The 16,728-nt window shown below is 58.2% G+C and carries 18 protein-coding genes and 2 pseudogenes; 5 read left to right on the forward strand and 15 right to left on the reverse strand.

Features of this window, described 5'->3' with window-relative positions; translation table 11 throughout:
- Window positions 1-136: 136 nt before the first annotated feature.
- From C450_RS05380 to C450_RS05440, 12 genes are all read right to left on the reverse strand, one after another.
- A complete protein-coding gene (locus C450_RS05380) occupies window positions 137-1,039 on the reverse strand; it encodes a phosphoadenosine phosphosulfate reductase domain-containing protein (RefSeq protein ID WP_005041064.1) in 903 nt (300 codons plus the stop codon).
- 185 nt (window positions 1,040-1,224) lie between these two features.
- Window positions 1,225-1,920: a ParB/RepB/Spo0J family partition protein gene (locus C450_RS05385; RefSeq protein WP_005041066.1), complete on the reverse strand. Its 696-nt coding sequence runs from the start codon at window positions 1,918-1,920 to the stop codon at window positions 1,225-1,227.
- 40 nt (window positions 1,921-1,960) lie between these two features.
- Window positions 1,961-2,467, reverse strand: a complete 507-nt coding sequence (locus tag C450_RS05390; protein ID WP_005041068.1) for a hypothetical protein — start codon at window positions 2,465-2,467, stop codon at window positions 1,961-1,963.
- Window positions 2,464-2,811, reverse strand: a complete 348-nt coding sequence (locus tag C450_RS05395) for a hypothetical protein (protein ID WP_005041070.1) — start codon at window positions 2,809-2,811, stop codon at window positions 2,464-2,466. Before C450_RS05395 ends, C450_RS05390 begins: the two co-directional genes overlap by 4 nt.
- A gap of 308 nt (window positions 2,812-3,119) precedes the next feature.
- Window positions 3,120-3,836 (reverse strand): replication factor A, encoded by a 717-nt coding sequence (locus C450_RS05400; RefSeq protein WP_049909873.1) that lies wholly within the window; start codon window positions 3,834-3,836, stop codon window positions 3,120-3,122.
- Window positions 3,837-4,178: 342 nt separating this feature from the next.
- On the reverse strand, window positions 4,179-4,460 hold the full coding sequence (locus C450_RS05405; protein WP_005041074.1) for a hypothetical protein: 282 nt from the start codon (window positions 4,458-4,460) through the stop codon (window positions 4,179-4,181).
- Window positions 4,453-4,740: a hypothetical protein gene (locus tag C450_RS05410; RefSeq protein WP_005041076.1), complete on the reverse strand. Its 288-nt coding sequence runs from the start codon at window positions 4,738-4,740 to the stop codon at window positions 4,453-4,455. The genes C450_RS05405 and C450_RS05410 overlap by 8 nt, the downstream gene beginning before the upstream one ends.
- Window positions 4,741-4,797: 57 nt before the next feature.
- Entirely contained in the window at window positions 4,798-5,142 is a 345-nt protein-coding gene (locus C450_RS05415) for a hypothetical protein (RefSeq protein WP_005041078.1), read from the reverse strand.
- Window positions 5,139-5,621, reverse strand: a complete 483-nt coding sequence (locus C450_RS05420; RefSeq protein WP_005041080.1) for a MarR family transcriptional regulator — start codon at window positions 5,619-5,621, stop codon at window positions 5,139-5,141. The genes C450_RS05415 and C450_RS05420 overlap by 4 nt, the downstream gene beginning before the upstream one ends.
- A 98-nt stretch (window positions 5,622-5,719) precedes the next feature.
- Window positions 5,720-6,016, reverse strand: coding sequence for a hypothetical protein (locus C450_RS05425; protein ID WP_005041085.1), 297 nt, complete (start codon window positions 6,014-6,016; stop codon window positions 5,720-5,722).
- A gap of 748 nt (window positions 6,017-6,764) precedes the next feature.
- Complete coding sequence (locus C450_RS05435) at window positions 6,765-7,757, reverse strand: transposase (protein WP_005041087.1); 993 nt, start codon at window positions 7,755-7,757, stop codon at window positions 6,765-6,767.
- A gap of 896 nt (window positions 7,758-8,653) precedes the next feature.
- Complete coding sequence (locus C450_RS05440) at window positions 8,654-10,006, reverse strand: ISH6-like element ISHsa1 family transposase (protein WP_005041088.1); 1,353 nt, start codon at window positions 10,004-10,006, stop codon at window positions 8,654-8,656.
- Window positions 10,007-10,102: 96 nt separating this feature from the next.
- Here C450_RS05440 and C450_RS05445 point away from each other — a divergent pair.
- Window positions 10,103-10,951: pseudogene (locus C450_RS05445) on the forward strand (transposase); the annotation flags it as partial.
- Window positions 10,952-11,371: 420 nt separating this feature from the next.
- Here the strand turns inward: C450_RS05445 and C450_RS05450 are convergent.
- Entirely contained in the window at window positions 11,372-13,090 is a 1,719-nt protein-coding gene (locus C450_RS05450) for a transposase (protein WP_005041092.1), read from the reverse strand.
- Window positions 13,091-13,214: 124 nt separating this feature from the next.
- Here C450_RS05450 and C450_RS05455 point away from each other — a divergent pair, with 124 nt between their 5' ends.
- Window positions 13,215-13,688 carry a hypothetical protein gene (locus tag C450_RS05455; RefSeq protein WP_005041097.1) on the forward strand — a complete coding sequence of 158 codons (474 nt, stop codon included), beginning with the start codon at window positions 13,215-13,217 and terminating at the stop codon, window positions 13,686-13,688.
- A gap of 177 nt (window positions 13,689-13,865) precedes the next feature.
- Entirely contained in the window at window positions 13,866-14,156 is a 291-nt protein-coding gene (locus C450_RS20655) for a hypothetical protein (RefSeq protein ID WP_080510269.1), read from the forward strand.
- A gap of 112 nt (window positions 14,157-14,268) precedes the next feature.
- On the opposite strand, the gene C450_RS05460 is transcribed toward C450_RS20655, so the two are convergent.
- Together C450_RS05460 and C450_RS05465 are read right to left on the reverse strand one after the other, a co-directional pair.
- Window positions 14,269-14,802: a hypothetical protein gene (locus tag C450_RS05460; protein WP_005041099.1), complete on the reverse strand. Its 534-nt coding sequence runs from the start codon at window positions 14,800-14,802 to the stop codon at window positions 14,269-14,271.
- An 18-nt stretch (window positions 14,803-14,820) separates the two neighbouring features.
- Entirely contained in the window at window positions 14,821-15,405 is a 585-nt protein-coding gene (locus C450_RS05465; protein WP_005041100.1) for a DUF7437 domain-containing protein, read from the reverse strand.
- A 111-nt stretch (window positions 15,406-15,516) separates the two neighbouring features.
- Between C450_RS05465 and C450_RS05470 the strand changes: the two are divergent.
- Window positions 15,517-15,768: pseudogene (locus C450_RS05470) on the forward strand (glutathione-dependent formaldehyde dehydrogenase); the annotation flags it as partial.
- Between the two features lie 157 nt (window positions 15,769-15,925).
- Window positions 15,926-16,504 carry a type 1 glutamine amidotransferase domain-containing protein gene (locus C450_RS05475; protein WP_005041105.1) on the forward strand — a complete coding sequence of 193 codons (579 nt, stop codon included), beginning with the start codon at window positions 15,926-15,928 and terminating at the stop codon, window positions 16,502-16,504.
- Window positions 16,505-16,728: the final 224 nt, after the last annotated feature.

Consider the following 16,728-nt stretch of genomic DNA (forward strand, 5'->3'; position numbering starts at 1 on the left):
CAGTCGATCACTTATAACTACCGGCTTCAGGAGCCGTCTTCGAAGGGATTTCGGCTTCAAGAGCGATCGAGGAACGGTGGTAGTTCCTTCCCAATTCACTTCATCTGGACGGCCGCAGTTGTCGCCCTGTTGGCGCTCAGCCACAGTCTCGATTCTCGTCGCCGCGACACGACGATTCGCAGGCGTCGCACAGCAGCATTTGCTGATCATCCTGTCGGGCGGCCTGCTCGCGGTCTTTCAGCCGATTGTGGCCCCACTCGCCGTAGCTCTTCTCCGGACCGTCGTCGGTAGCTGTGTGCGCGCCCACCATTGCCTCGAGACAGAGGATTCGGCGATAGACCCGTGGGTAGAACAGGCGAATCATCCGCAGCTCGCCCCGAGTGGCGAAGGCCCCGCATAGACACTCTCCGGAGATTTCCAGCCGCTCTTTGACCGGATTCATCGGAAGATCAAGCGCGGTTCGGTAGCGTCGAACATCGAGACCGGTGAAATCCACGAGCGGCGAGACCGTAGTGTAGCCAAGATACTCCGAGATGCCTTCCTCGTCGACGTGCTCCATCCGCCGGTCGGATTCGCCACGCCGAACGCCCGAGACGAGCGTGATCGGCTCGGAGCGTTCGTTGAGGAATCGTCGCAGTGGTTTCTCTTTTAAATTCCAGTACATGTATTTGTGCGCCCCAGGACCCGGCAATCCGTACTTGCGGATGAGTGCCGGGTACTCTTCGTGCGGCCGGCGGTACTCGTGTACCTGGCCGGGCTCATCACACGGGACACCAACCTCGTAGTAGTCGAGACCGAGTGTCTCCGCGCGCTCCTTGATGAACGCGCGTGTCTGGGGAACCCCGATGCCGGTGTTGACGTGGACGATCCCGGAGAGATCGACTCGCGACGACCGGTGGGCGACCGCCATCGCTGAGAGCGAGTCGTGACCGCCAGAGACCAGTGCCAGTACCTCGCCGTCGGTCGGCGTTCGAGCGAGGACACGCCGGGCGCTGCGTGAAGCTGTCGTATCGACGGCGTCGGGAATGGCTGTGCTCATTTCACTACTCTGGTGTGGGAGAAACCAGCCGACGCTTCCGTTGGCTGGTACTGCCTTATGTAACACTCGCTGATCGTTAAAAGACAGTGTGTTACATAAGGCGATCATAGACCGCACCACATCCACTAATCGCTCAAACACCATTCTCAGTCGGATCGGTACTGGATGGGGAACAGCAGCCGAACCTACCGGAGCGCGTGACTGCCGGCATACCCCTGTCGCACCGCCTCGTGGCGCGTCGACGCCAGCTTCTCTTCCAGATACGGTTTGAGCGGTGTGAGTTCGCGGAGTCGCTTGTCGGACCACTTCTCGCGCAGCTGAGCGAGCGCGTGGTCGATGCCCTCCTGGCCGTACATGTTGCGCTCACTGGCCCCTTGAACCGGGATGTGCTCGTCGACGAACCGCCGTGCTGCTTCCCAGTCGTCGAGATCCAGCACGCGGACGGGAAGGTCGTCAAGGCCCGCCCGGCGGGCGGCTTCCATGCGCTTGTGGCCGCCAACAGTTTCGTACTCACCGTCCGATAGCGGTCGTACCGCGGGGAAGGTAAGCAAGTGTCCTCGCTCGCGAGTCTGCTTGACGAAGGTTTTGTGATCGGGGTCGTCGTACTCGCGGGCGTTATACGGCGACGGTCGGATGGCGTCGACGCGGATCTCGCGGATCGGTCCGCCCGCTTCGATGCGTTCGATGGTCTCGGGTTCGCTGATCGTGACCGGGCCGACCTCTTCGGCGTCGTCGCGCTCGACATCGTACAGTAGGACCGCGTGCTGATCGTAGTGAAACATCCGACACCAGCCCTCGTAGGTGAAATCGGCGGTATGTACACGAACGCGGGTGCCGCGGTAGTCCTGGTCGAGCTGGTAGTAGAAGGGATCCTTCGCCATCGGTATCGTCTCCAACGATCTGTCCGAAGTATCTTGCTACTCAGAGCCACTCGTCGAGCGTCTGGTCGTTCTCCGGATCGACCAGCTCCATCGCCCGAACGATCTCGTCGTAGCCCTCGTCGTTCGAATGGCGTTCGAGGATTGCTGCAACCGCTGCAAGAAGCTCGTGCTCCTCGAACGGCTGGTACACTTCCAAGACCGTCTCACTGCCGATCGCCAGCTTTCGGTCGGGTGGATCGGCGACCGGATGGCGCTCGATTCCGCTGTCGGTTTCGACGTACTCGTACTTCAGAGCGGGCATGAGAATGGCTTTCTCGTCAGGCGTGCCGGCGTCTTTGCTGAACCCGTGTGCCTCGACCACGTCGTGATCGTCGGTGTGGTCGTGGCCGATGTCTTCGTAGCGTCTCCACGAAAGGGACAGTCCGCCCTGCGTGAAGTCGCTGAACACCCAATCCGCGGGAGCGGGATACGTTCTCCCGTAGGCCGTCTCGGTCGGATAATGCTCTTCCCAGTCCCCTCGGTGCGGAATCCCGTCTGTCGAGGTCATGCTTCCTGGTCCTCCTCAAACCACTGCCTAAGCTCGTCTCGCGTCCGAAAGACGAACTCCTTGAACTCCGCTGTCGGACTCGGCGCGTCGGGCCACTCGTCGCGACGGGCCGTAACGCAGATGTGGGGTTCCGAGAGCGGGATTGCCTCGCCGGTCGCCGGACAGATCTGCGTCTCGCCCTCGCGTCCCGGCTGGGTCCGGCGGTGGACGGTGCTGAACTCCCAGTCTGACTCAGAGTGAAAGGCGGGAAGCGTTGGCCACGGTTCGCCGGGCGGTGCGTACTCGCGGACGATTGCTTCAACCGATCCGGGCTTTGGCGGTGACGGTCCGTTCTGCGAGGGCATTGTTCAGTTCTCTCCCTTTGGTGGGTGGGACTGACGAGCTGCCAACGTCAACTCGGTGATCTCGTGGATAGTGTTCATGCTTGTCTGTTCCTCCACAACGAAATAAAGGACACGCCGAGAGAGGCTAAGGATGGAATTTGTGCGGTAGCGGTGGCGCGTGCGTGACTGCGCCGAGACGCAGTCCGCGCGCGAGGGACGGCCAAGTCGGCGCACGGAGGTGCGCCGCGCCGGCCGTCGGCTGGGGAGGACGCGCCGAAGGCGCGGGTGGTCGAAGACCAAAAAAAGAGAGTAGTGGAAGAGCCTGACCGTCACTTGGTCACCGCGACCACGCCGTTCAGCTGCTCGATTTCGGTTTCCGAAGTGAGCTTCACCGAGTACCGTCCTTCATACTCGTCAGTCACGACGTTTTCGAGCCTGTACGTTTCACCCTCTTCGAGCTCGGGCAGATCTGAAGTGACCCAGGAGACGAATTTGATCGACCCCGACCGGCTTGAGAGCAGCCCGGCTTGGGCGATGCTGTCGGTGGAGGGCTCCCACAGCTGGTCGACTTCGGCCTTGACGTCGATCCAGTTGTCGGCCGAATCGATCGTCCCCAGCGCCACGGCAGTATCGCCGTCAGCAGCGAGGTGATCGCGCTCGGCAGCCGGGCCGGAGATCTCCGTGATCTCGGTTTCCGAATTGAGTTTGACCGTGTAGTTGCCGTCGAACTCACCAGTGACGACGCTTTCCAGCGCGTACGACTGGCCCTCTTTGAGCTCATCGAGGTCCGACGACGCCCACGTGACGAATCGGATGTAGCCCGACGAATCGCCAAGCAGACCGCCCTGGCCGATTGCGTCCACCGAACTGTAGTCCCACAGTTCGAGGACTTCGACTTCCATATCGAGCCACCGGCCAGTGCTGTTGATCGCCGCACACCCAGTCGGGTAGTCGACACCGCTACCGCCGCTACCGCTGCTACCGCCGATTTCCGCGTTGTTCTGAGTCTGTGCCTCGCCGGCCATCTGCTTGGATTCCGTGGACATTGTTCGAGTCTCCGATTGGGCCGATGATCGTTTCTCTCGACCCTGCACCCCTTCTGAGGGAAATAAAATGCTGAGGCGGTCGCGATTCTTGGTTCGGAGGTTGCAGTTCGTGGCTTGTGGCTTGCAGTTCGGTGCCGCTTGTCCGTGCTGTGTGGTCGGTCACGTTCGGGACAGATGCAAACGCCGCAGTTAGGGCCTTATGTAACGGATGGGGACCCACCTTCCCCTGTCTCGTTACATAAGGTAACACGATACCGCCGAACCGCCCCCGATGCTCTGCCACACCGCCGCTTCCGCAGGTTCCGCCACCAACCGCACCGTTGCTTCTCGCACCGCGCTCTGCTACCGCGACCACCGTACCGAGACAGCCTCAATCTCGACTTCGAGGTAGCTGCACTGCGGTTCGAGACGGCTCCGGTGGACTTCAGTCTCGATCTCGATATCAGTGAGTCGGCCGTGCTCTTCCCAGAGCGCGTTCAGTCCACGCTCGATCCCGGTTCGTAGCCGTGCTTGGGTTTCTTCCTCGCTTAGGTAGCTCGGGATGTTTTCGGCGAAGCGATCGTTCCACTCAACCTGTTCACCGGTTTCAGATCGAGTGGGCAAGTCACAGTCGCTTTCAGACATTGGCAGTCCTCCTGGTAGTTTCTGGTTGGCTCGCGTTGGTCGCGTCACCGAACTGATCGGGACCCGCGGCCGCAATCCGGCCGACGTCGTCGACACGACTCGGGGCGTGGCGCTCGGCGAGTCGTTCGGCGTGGCCACAGTGGCGCTCGAAACCTTCGAAATTGCCGTTGGCAGCGTGTTCGCGCGCTTGCTCGAGATTCGCAGTGATGGTTCGATGAACGAGCGTTGCGTGGACCTGCTTGAGCGTCCGGAACGGGTGCCGGAGGCAATTTACCTGCATCTCACCCCCTCTGGGGGCAGACAAACTGCTGGCGGTCACACGCAGAATCTGCCTTCATCAAACGCTGAAAAGGCTGATAAGCGCCTTTTTGACGAAGCGTTCGCCCTTCTCAGTGAGTTCACCACTCGCTTTGCCCGTCTGGATTGCTCCCGGTGGGATCGTGTAGAGTGCCCATGGCATCAAATACGTTGTATTGGTGAACGAAACACCCGAGAGGTAGTCGTCTTCGAGTTCAGGGGAATAGTGATCGTAGTTCTTCGCACCAGTACCCAGACACATGACGGTACACTCGACGGAGCTGAACGGGCGCTTTTCGTGCGAGAGGATGATGACTGGGCGTTCGTCGTGCGCGTCAGTCGGATCGATCGCCCACGCGACCGTCCCTGCAGAGAACTTGGTCATTCCTCAAGCTCGTCTTCCAGTTCTGTGAGTTCACGCTCAATCTCCGCGTCGTCTATCCGTTCCGGAGGAGCACCCTCTGTGTCAGAAGCTGGTGGCTGACCCTTGTCAGTCGGTTGAGTGAACATCCGATCTAACTGGTCAAGACTAGCGACGTAGCGCCGGAGCCTCTCTCGCTGTTCAAGCGCGTGGTAATAGCTATCTTCGGTTTTCCCGATATAACCCGCTTCATGAAGCCGCTTGAGAGTGGTCGTCGCGGTCCCGTGAGGGACATCAAGGTGTTCCCTGAGTTCAGAGGGTTTGTACCCGTACTCGGGGTTGTTGTAGAGAAACGCCACGATGTCTGATTTCGTGGTTCCCGGCGTCAGGTCGATCTTGGGATCNTACTCGGGGTTGTTGTAGAGAAACGCCACGATGTCTGATTTCGTGGTTCCCGGCGTCAGGTCGATCTTGGGATCGTGCGTGTCGAGGTGAACGGGCATGGCTTGTGACTGATTGTAGTTGATTGTAGCTATAAGTAGTTTCGGCTCGTTGCGATTAGACGGACCACTTCCAACAACTGTACCGATTGCTTGCTAGATCACGGCCATCGGCCAGAACGGGCCTCCAGCAGCCGTTCGACATCCTCCAATCGATGGGGAGCGTGCCAGCGAGCGAGCTGCCCCGCGTACTCGCAATGGCGCTCGAACCTTTCTCGATCGCCATTCGCAACGTCTTCGCGTGCTTGCTCGAGATGGGCGGTGATCACCGCATCCGTCGCCGTTTCACGGATGATCCGAAGCGACTGAAGCGGCTGTCGCAAGCACCTCGTGTTTGCCTTGGTGAGCTGTGCCGAGACGATGTCGGCCGCTGCAACAGCGCGTTGTACCCAGTTCATCGGTCTTCTCACCCCTCCAGAGCAAACAAACTGCGGGTGGATATCACAGACACGAACTCAGAAACCGAACTCAGGATCCGTTCGCGAACGTATCGATTTTCTCATCGAGTGATTCCACCTGGAAGTCGAAGTGCGAATATTGCTGCGGACGTGGCTGGAAGCACCAATATTTCGCCTTCGATTGAAGCTCGAAAAGCGTGTTGCTCATGATGTGCTCTTTTTCCGTCCAGGTGTGCTCGAAGCCGACAACGACCCCGCGCCGTGTCCCGTCTTCCAGTGCATGTCTGGCAGTCTCGCTATGGTTGTCTCGAAAGAGACGGTGTACGGCATATATCATGTTCATGTTGTTCCGATTTGCACAGAGACTGCGGACGGATTCGTTTCGTGAACATCAACACCGGACAATATTCGTACACCCTCCGACGCTACACCAGCTCTCGCTATCCGACCCTACCAAGTCTGGTGTTGTTGAGAGGGAAGACAAGGCCGTTACAGCTAGTTAGCTGATACGTGTTGCGGCCGGGAACGATACTANCGACCCTACCAAGTCTGGTGTTGTTGAGAGGGAAGACAAGGCCGTTACAGCTAGTTAGCTGATACGTGTTGCGGCCGGGAACGATACTATTGACCGATCCAATAGATGAGTAAAGTGGTTTGTATTCATTTCTATTATTTTCGTGGGGGTATATTCACGTCACGATAGCGCAGCCGCTCCGCATGGAGCGGCTCGCGTACCTCTTCCTATCGATTAGCCTGCCTCAAGATCACGGCTCCACAGATACCGCTTCTTTGTCTCGGTGAGGAGCGGGATCACTGCCTCCATCTCGATGTCTGGAAAGAGCTCGCGCATTCGCGCGAGCGATGCCTCCCGCGAGATGTAGCCGTGTTTGACAGTCCGCACGGTCATTTGGGTCTTGAGGAACGACTGGACGCCCTCATGCGTCCGAAATCGACGCTTTACCTGCGTCGATTTCGTGTGGCTGAAGTAGCGCTCGGCGTTGTTCGATGTGCTCGGGACCCACTCATCCCGGAGATGGACCACGAACTTCTCGACGTTCTCCATCACCTCCTCGACGTACGTCCGGACCGCTGGCGGCAGGTGCTCGATTTTATCGAGCACTGCCTCAAGCCGCTGGAGAGCCGCTGTATACGACGAAGCAGCGAACACGCTCTTGAACTCGCTCCAGACAATCGCGGCGTGAAGCTTCTCCGCGTTGGAGTACCGAACGCTCTGGAACACCTTCTCTCGGAGCTTCTTCTCGCCGTTCTTCAGGAAATGGTAGTGACACCGGTGGTGGAACGCGCCGAGATCGTCTTCCACGATCTCGGCATAATCCGAGCGTCCATCCGTGGTCACGACGAAGATGGGTTTGTCTTCGAGAGCAGTGGTGAGGAATTCACGAACGGTGGCCTTTGCGCACCCGTCGACGACTTGCTCGGCGACGGGTGCTCCCATGAGGTCATCGTAGAGCAACAACCGGTATGCGCGCTTCCCATCGATGCGGAGATACTGCTCGTCATACGTGTAGATGCCCGAATACGTGGGGAGATCGTTGCGGACGATCTCCCCCGTATCTTCGGTGATCCAGTTACGAATTTGCTCGTCGGATGGTCGAACACCGAAATGAACGGTACAGATGTCCTGAAGCCGTTCCAGAGACGCGTTGGTGAACGCGTTCACAACGCGTACCAGCCGTCTGACCTCGTCGGGGTACTGGTGTTCGTCCTCGATGTAGGCCAAACTTGGCGAGAACGTCCCTCCACAGATACGACATCGATACCGTTGCACTCGCACGGGCACGTGCCCGTGCGGGTGCCTGCCGTAGGTTCCGTGCTTGTTCGCACGCTCTGACCCGCACTCACAGACCAGCGTCGGGTCCTCGACGAGTGAAGGTTCATAACCCGTGGTCTCGAACGATCCAGTTGGTGTGGTGGGACTGAGTGACACTACAGTCACTACCGCACCAACCTTCTAAGGGCATGACGTGTTGCGTCGCTGCGGCGCAGCGACGCCACGGTAATTCGAGACGACCTCTCACTATTCGAGCATAGCGGCGCTCGTCCTCACCAACACCCTACTTGGTAGGGCCCNGGCGCAGCGACGCCACGGTAATTCGAGACGACCTCTCACTATTCGAGCATAGCGGCGCTCGTCCTCACCAACACCCTACTTGGTAGGGCCCGCTATCCCAGTTACTCATATAGCTCTCGCCGTGGAGATCGTGGTGTCGACATCCATCTCGAGTCCCTCTCCACTCGCGAAAAGCAACGTTTCCCCAATCCCATCGTATCCGAGGAGACACACACCTCGCACCGAGTGAGTTCTTGTTTTCACTCCTCTTACCGGAACCCGTATATAATAGATAGAACGCTGATCGTAAATAGACGCCTAAATCCAATCAGAACCCGTTCTACAGTGCAAGTATTTCCTGATCAGAAATCCTTATAAATACAATTTTGAACTCATTCATCCCACTCAAATCCACTAGCTCACTCGTTGTGAGGTGTGTGTGTAGGTGAGTAAATAGTATATAAATAGTAAAGAAGACGGCTCTTAGAATCTCTCGCCGAGACATATTGGGACTCACTCGGTTCGGGGTCGGTATGCTTAAGTTATTGGTCGCGTCGCAAGACCGTTTAGACTTCACCTCCAGTGACTGTGACCGAAACAGTACAGCGTATCTTCTTGTGAGTTGATCGTTGGAGGAGATCATCGAAGAACTGGCGGTAGTAACCTGGATTCGCGTACTTCACGAGGCGCAGCTGAAGCAGCGCCTCTAACCCGTCTTCCGTCCACCGCATCCAGTCACGTTTGCACCGTTTGGCGACTTCACCCATTGCCCGTTCGACAGGGTTCGAGGTCCACGGCACCTCGAACCCGTCGAGTGCATCCTCGGCGAACGTCACCATCGATGGCAACCCACTCCGGAGATAATCTGCTGCTTTCGGCGAGGATAGCTGCTCTAACTGCCATGCCGTCTTTTCTATTCGCTCTTCCGTTCGGCCGATCCGCTCGCGGATCGCCGAACGTTCCTCTTCTGGACGATGCTTCTCGACGGAGTTCTTGAGATGGAACAGCTCACCTGCAACTTCCGAAGTGACCTCCCTGCGGTCATCCAATGAGAGTGCGCCGTCGTCCCAGAGCTTGTAGCTGAGTGTTCGTGGAACGTGAGACAGATCGAGTTGGTGTTTGCGTGTTCCGTCGGTAAAGGCTGTGACGAGACGATTTTCAGCATCACTGACGACTCTCGCGTCGTCAGTGATCGCATCCATTGCCTCCAATGAGGCTGCTGTCTCATCCCACACAGCGTTGACCGAGACATCCAGCAACGACCGCGAGTTCTCGGCGGTGTCTTCTGCGAGGGTAACCTGCACGTCGTGGTAGTCGCGGTCGTCGTCCTGACTGTAGCACTTCGTGCCGTCAGGGACGACAGTGTCGGCTTCTGTGCCGGGAAGACGGTCGGCAACGAACTCAGAGAGTTCGTCGCCGTATTCTTCGACGCGGCGCTGGATGGTGTCCGGCGACGGCATCTTGTCGAAGCCGTCGCCGTGAGAAGCAGCGTCGCGGTAGGAGAGCGTGGTGGCGAGATCGACGCTGTGAGCGGAGATATCCTGTTGATAGCGTTTCTTTCCATCGAAGTCGACGAGGTCTTCGATAGGGCGGAAGTGGGAGGGGTTCTCGTCGTCAGTAGCGGTGTCTTCGACGTAGTCGAGAGTGAATTGGTGCTCGCCGGCGGTGGTAACCGCCGAGCGAGTGGAGGTAGCGGAGCGTTGGAATCGCTTGGTACCGTTGCCGTATGCGTGTTTATCGCCGCAGTACGCCTCAACGAGATGCTCGTTGAGGCTTTGGATGAGTGTCTCAAGGAGGGCGGATTCGATACTCTGCTGGGTGAGTATTTCGGCAACAGCAGCGAGTGGATACTGTTCGGTCAGATCAATGGACAGTACCAAGTGAACGGTGAGTGTGATTTGGATCGGGGACTCTCTCATCTCAACACCAGAGTAGTCCCCTTCCTTTCAGGTATCAGCTACGGCTTCTTGCCGACGGGTATCGTCCCGATTCTAAAGGATTCTGCGACGCGACCCATCGATTTCACGCACGTTCCCTACCACGTCTGGCCGTGGGTGGACAAGGACGAAAAGATCCCGAAGCCGGACTATCCGCCGATGGTCAGCGGGTATTACGATGATGGTGAGGTGAAATACGGCTACACGTTCGCGACGATCACGATCGTCGGGAACGATGTCCCGATCATCTTGGGGATCGAGCCGGTCAAGGAACATTCGGAGTGGGAACCAGCCGACGCACCGTCCGATTCGAAAGCCGAGGTGGTCGCTCGACTGCTGGGCAGCGCCCAGCAGTACGTCGCTCTCGACGAGGTACTGCTGGATCGAGGGTTCTACAGCAGCGACGTCTACGCCGAGGTCCATGACCGAGACCTGATCTATACGACGCCAGTACCAAAGTACGAGGACGACTATGACGTGATCAAGGAAATCCAGAGCAAGGAAGGCGTTGATGCAGCCGTCAAGCACGATGTTCCGCTAGCGATCGACGGCGATGTCCACCACACCGCCGAGCTATTGTACGTTCCCGCGACCGATGAGGACGCCGACGGCAACTATGCGGTCTTCGTGACCAACCGTGATCACGTCGATCCCGACGAGATCACTCACGTCACGAATAGTTACAGCCGACGATGGGACATAGAAAATCAGTACAAATCGCTGAAAGCGTTCCTGCCGAAGACTTCCTCGAAGGACTACCGCACGCGGCTGTTCAGTTTCACGTTCGCGGCGCTACTGTATAATCTCTGGCGTCTCACCGACTACCTGGTGAAGGTTGGGATGGATCGAGCGATCCGATCGCCGCCAGTCGTGACCGCCAGGACATTCGTCCGGGCGGTCGGTCATTCTCTCCGTCAAGGCGGCTGAGGGCACGATCACCCGGTCCGGTTCGCCTGCGACAAGCCGCGGGACTCGGATTCTGGGCCGAATTCCTCGTAGTATCTTCAGAGAGCTAGGTAATTCTCGACGAGCGAGAAGTAGCTGCACCAATCTCGCTCCAGAACCTCTCGGGTTTCATCTAATTCCTACGAAATTCGTTTGTAACGGTGCTATATCCCAGAAACGTGGTATGTTGCTCATTTTCGCTAAGCCGGGGAGCTACAACCGAGAACTCGAAGCTATAATCTAATTACGACACTCTTTACCATGAAATCAATACAGCGGCCGAATCGTCGTCGGGATATTTATATAGACTGACTATTTTCGGCGCGTCGGAGAGAAAATACGGGGACGAAAATCAGTGCTGCCGCTCTTCAGGTACGCGAACTCGAACGACCTCAAGCGGTGTTAGTCGACGGTTCGGAGGAACTCACCCAGCGCCCGCACGAACGTCTTGGCCGTTATCTCCGGCGGCGAGCGAATCTCAACGCCCTTCCCCCGCTTAATCAGATAGTCGGTCAGCCGCCATAACACGTAGAACAGTGTCGCCAGCACGAAGTTGCATAGCCGGACGCGGTAGTCCGTCGAGGACGTCCGCGGCAAGAACTTCTTGATCGACTTGTACTGGTTTTCGATGTCCCAGCGCCGACTGTAGCGGTTGCAGACCGCCTCGATCTCGTCAGGTTCGACATGATCACGATTCGTGACGAACACCGCGTACTTCCCGTCGGCATCATCGCTTGAGCTGGGCACGTAGAGGAACTCGGCGGTGTGGTGGACCTCGCCGTCGCGGCCGAAGGGAACGTCGTGCTTGACTCCTGCATCCGCCTCGGGATGAGATTCGATGTCCTTGATCACCTCGTAATCGTCTTCGTACTTGGGCACTGGCGAGAGGTACGTCAGGCCACGGTCGGCGACCGCCGCGTACACGCCGTTGCTGTAGAAGCCCCGATCGAACATCACCTCGTCAATATCCACGAACTGGAGCGCTTTGTCCAGCAGGCGTTCGACCAGCTCAGCTTTCGAATACGAGGGCGCGTCGTCCTCTTCCCAGTTCGAGTTCTCCTTGACTGGTTCGATCGCCAGCGGAATCGGAACGAGATCGCCGACAAGCGTGATCGTTGCGTACTTGTACCCGCGCTTGTATTCGCCGCTCTTCTTGTAGCCGCTGACCATCCGCGGGTAGTTCGGCTTCGGGATGCCAGCGGCCTTGTCCTTCCAGGGAAAGACGGTGAACTTCTCGGGAGTGGTGTCGATGGCCGCCGTGACCTTGCGGTCGTCGAAAGGATCGTCGCCCCGAATCGTGTTGATGACGTTCTCGACGGAGCTGTCGAATGCCGTCATGAGTTCGTCGCGGATCCGCTCGATGTCTGGCATCCGATCATCGTCGCGGATTTCGTCGATCGTGAGCTGGGCGTCCTCGCCGTCGGGTGTGCCGAACAGCTTGAGTACGCGGAGGATGGTCGAGCCGTGGGCGGTCTGGTCGTCATCGGTGATGTAGGCATGTTCGCCCTCCTCGTGGGCGCTCGCCTCATGCGCGCAGATCCGCGCGACCATATCGAGGATCTGCTCGTCGTCGTACTCTCGGTTGAGCGTCCGCCCGCTCTCGAACTCGGGGAAGGCATGTTTCCGCGCGAGTTTGAACGTCTTCTTCGCCTTCCGACGGGTGTACTCCTTTTCGTCCTCGTCTTCCTCATCGTCCTCGTCTTCGGGCGGTTCGGTCGGGACGAGTGCTTCGGCGATGACGTCGTTCTCGACGGCGGTGTGGCGGAGTCCGATGCCCGCTGCCTCGATGATCTCGCGGGTGTCTTCCCCGAATTTGCCCCAGACGTCCGAAAGCGCCTGCTGTGTCGGAGCGCATTCGAGACCGAAACGATGCACCAAAATCGGACGGGCCTCCATGCGATTGGCGAGTTGGTTCTGTGAGAGTCCATGAACGTGCTGGTAGAGAAACGCCCGCGTGATCGGCTCGGTTTCGTGCGTGACCTTGTGCCGTTCTCGGGTATCGACTAAGTAGTCGGTCGGAATCGAGAGATGCTTCATGAGATCCCAGAGGTGCTCGACGTGCTCGCAGAGCTTCTCACCGTGGACGACGAGCGCTTGGGCCGCAGCCGGGTTCTCGGTCATCTGTGGATCTCGTATGTTGTTCGTAAGATGCAGAATACCGTTCCAGTAGTACGTTCGATTCGAACAAGAGTTCGTATTCCTTCGTCACACATAAACCTTCGCAAACAGATGTTCGATTCAAACAATGGCCGAGAACGAACCCACTCACGAAATCAGCGCCGAGGTTGCTGATCTCCTACAACGGAAGGGGACTCTCGAAATCATCGTCCGGATCGGCGAAGAAGACTTCTTGCGCCACACAGACCTCCGTAGGGAACTGCTGATGAGTTCCAGCACGATTCAAAAGCGACTCAAAGCCGGTCGGGAACACGGTCTCTGGGACCAGCGACTCGAAGAATGGGGCGACGTTACCGCCAAGGTCTACGCGCTCACTTCGTTGGGTGATTCGCTCTACGCACGCGCAAAAGAGCGTGAACTCGTCGAGTTGTATCAGTCCCGGCGGGAAATAGTCCGGACGATTCAAAATCGGGAACGCAGAGTCGTGCTGGAGTCATCACCGGCTGATGCGGACTGGATATCGGACATTACGATGGAAGAGCACGATATCCAGCACGTCCAGAAATTCCTTGAGCAATTCACAGATAGCGAGTCGACATAAAATATAGGAAACCACTAGGATGTGGCGAAGACAAGAATAATTGCTCAGATGTGGATGGCAATAACCCAAACTCCCCGATTCTATCCAAGATCATACTGATTATTGATAACAGCAATTGTTTGTCATGGAGGTTCCAGCCAACGGCAAGTTAAGTCCACGGAGCACCTCTTGGCTGGTATGTCCAGAGCCAGCCGGAAAATCGACCGCAATCCTGAGAAACCCCCACGGGGAGCGGGTGGTGCAGGGGCTCCGGATGGGTTTACCGTCCCCGAGCGTTTCGTCGCCCGCGTTGCGAATATCGATTTAGACTCAGCTGAGAGCAACGATCGTTCGAGGCGCGGCTCCTCTGTCCCGCGGGATCCAGAGAAACCAGCCCCCGAAGAAAGCGGTGTATGGAACAAACGCGGGTTCAGGATTGTTGATCGGATCGTCAACTGGATCGTCACCGGCGATCCAGATATGCCGTAGCGTCCGTTTCTGAGTCCGTCATCACAGAGCGGTGAATCACCTCGGCGCGTCGTTCTCGGAGTACGCTCAGTAGCCCTGTCGCTACGGGTCGCTGCTGCTCCAGAATCGGCTTCTACGACGTGATCTCCTCGATGAGTTCAAAGCCGTCAACGACCTCGATCTGGCCGTCGAATCCGGCATCTTCGACAGCAGCAACGCTTCCCTCTCCGGCGTGGGTGTCGGTCGTGACGAGGTAGATATACGCCGCCTCATCGGCGTCGAGAAGCTGGACGGCAACACCGGCGAGCGCTGTATCGGCTTTTTCGATGGTATCCTCGTTACGGTTCGAGGCCCGCGCGATGTAGCCGCGAACGTCGTCCATGACCGTCGCGACTGTGGGATTCGCGTAGTCGAGGGGATCAGCGACCCGGACCCAGCCAGCATCGATGGCAGTGTTGATCGGTGTTTCGTCGGGTGTACTTCGCTCGGGAGCCCCACCCAGCTCATCGTAGACGCGGTGGGGGATAACGAACGTCCTGTCGTGCCGTTGTGCGAAGCGGGCCAGTGCGGTGTACTTATCGTTCTGCTGGCGTCCACACGCGATGAACAGGCCGGTATCGGCGATCCACGCCGGATTCCCGGCGTTGGCCGTGTCGAGTTCCGTCATCCGAGGATGAGTTCTCGTTTACCCGTCCTCGCGGGGTGGGTTGTCTCGCGCGTTCCGGATCCGATCGAAGTATGGATCGTGCTCTTGCATGTCGAGGACGACCTCTCGGAGAGCGTGCAGGACAGCGATCCCGAACGCCGGCTGGAGACCGAGTTCGCGAGCAGCAACCCGTTCGGACATTGTGCCCTCTGTATATGGAATCGCGTAGGTGAGTGCGGCGGCGAGCTTGCCGATGCCATGCTTTTCGACGAGGAGGCTGAGATCCGGGTCTCGGGGGGCCCGGCCGATCGCGTCGATGAGTGTCGGGGTGATAGTGTACTCATCCTCGTCAAGAATCGTCGTGAGCACGACAGACAGCGCGGTGTAGGTATGGGTTTTCTGTGTCTCATCGCGGGTGAGCACGCCCAGTTCAACGAGCGACGCGGCGTCGGAGTAGGCCGTCGTTCGCGGAATGCCGAGGTCCGCGACGATCTCATCGATAGTCACGTCGTCGCTCCGAAGAACGTGGGTATAGAGACGGGCGAGGCGCGGCTCGTCGAGAAGATCTGCGACCGCGATGAACCCGTCGACGGCGCGTTCGGGATCGCCTTTGGCTGTCGACATACAATACATGATTCGTGTATTGAGTAATAACCCTTGGGGTGAGAGCTTCGGAGCACACCAGAAGGACCTCAGGGAGGTGTCGAATCCTTAGTAGTCACCGAAGTGCCGCCGATTCCCGGCGTCTATGTCGATTCCATGGACGACTTCCCGGCAGGTCCGCTGATGAACAAAGCCCTGACGGTGAATACGGGTCAAACACACGTTCAGCGCTACCTCGACCCGCTGTTGGAGCGTATCGAGGCTGGCGATATCGACCCGTCATTCGTCGTCACCCACGAGGAGCCACTGCAGAAGGGACCCGAGATGTACGAGACCTTCCGCGACAAGGACGACGACTGCATCAAGGTTGTGCTGACACCTTGATGAAGGGAAAACGACGATTCGATACACGAAAACCCGGTCAGTCAAGCGGCGTAGCGAACCACCGATTCGGCGCTCCTCAAAGAACGAATTCCGGCGTTGCAAAATCAGGCGTTCGTTTTATTGAGAACGTATGCGTCGGTAGGGATGAGGACAAATAATGGCAGACTCACTCGAAGGCAAGAGCGTCGCGATCTTTCTCGCACCGATGGGCACAGAAGAGGTCGAATTCACCGACCCAAAAGAAGCCGTCGAGGACGCCGGGGCGAGCGTCGATGTGGTCGGAGCCGAGACCGGCGACGTCGAAACCGTCAACGGCGACATTAATCCCGGTGGCTCATACGAGGTCGAGAGGACGTTTTCCGAGGTCTCCGTCGAGGACTACGACGGTCTCGTGGTTCCGGGCGGTTGTGTGGGCGCGGACCAGCTCCGGGCCGACGACGACGCGGTGGGGTTCGTCCACGACTTTTTCGAGACCGAGAAACCGTTGTGTGTCATCTGTCACGGTCCGTGGACGTTGGTCGAGGCCGACGTGGTGGATGGCCGGACGCTGACCTCCTTTCACAGCCTCGAAACCGACATCCGCAACGCGGGCGGCGAGTGGGTCGATGAGGAAGTCGTCGTGGACGAGGGGCTGGTGACCAGCCGCAACCCCGACGACCTCGATGCCTTCTGTGACAAAGTGGTCGAGGAAATCGAAGAAGGCCCACACGAGGACCGCGAGACCGAAGACGTCTGAATCGGCGCGAAGTGCGCCGACCGACGAATTCTTCGGCACGTTCGGCTGGGTCTGGAACGCTTGCCTAAGTTAACACTGCTGCTCAGTGTGGCAGTAATCGCAGGTTGCAGCTTGCTGGCTGATTCTAAAGGTCAAAGGCAGTCCCGGTGAGTACACCGTCCGCATTTGGTGATGATCGGGTTTCTGTGCGCTATCACGCATCGGTGCGAGTACGAAGCTATCGA

This window comes from Halococcus salifodinae DSM 8989 (genome assembly GCF_000336935.1).
In the GTDB taxonomy this organism is placed as follows: Archaea; Halobacteriota; Halobacteria; order Halobacteriales; family Halococcaceae; genus Halococcus; species Halococcus salifodinae.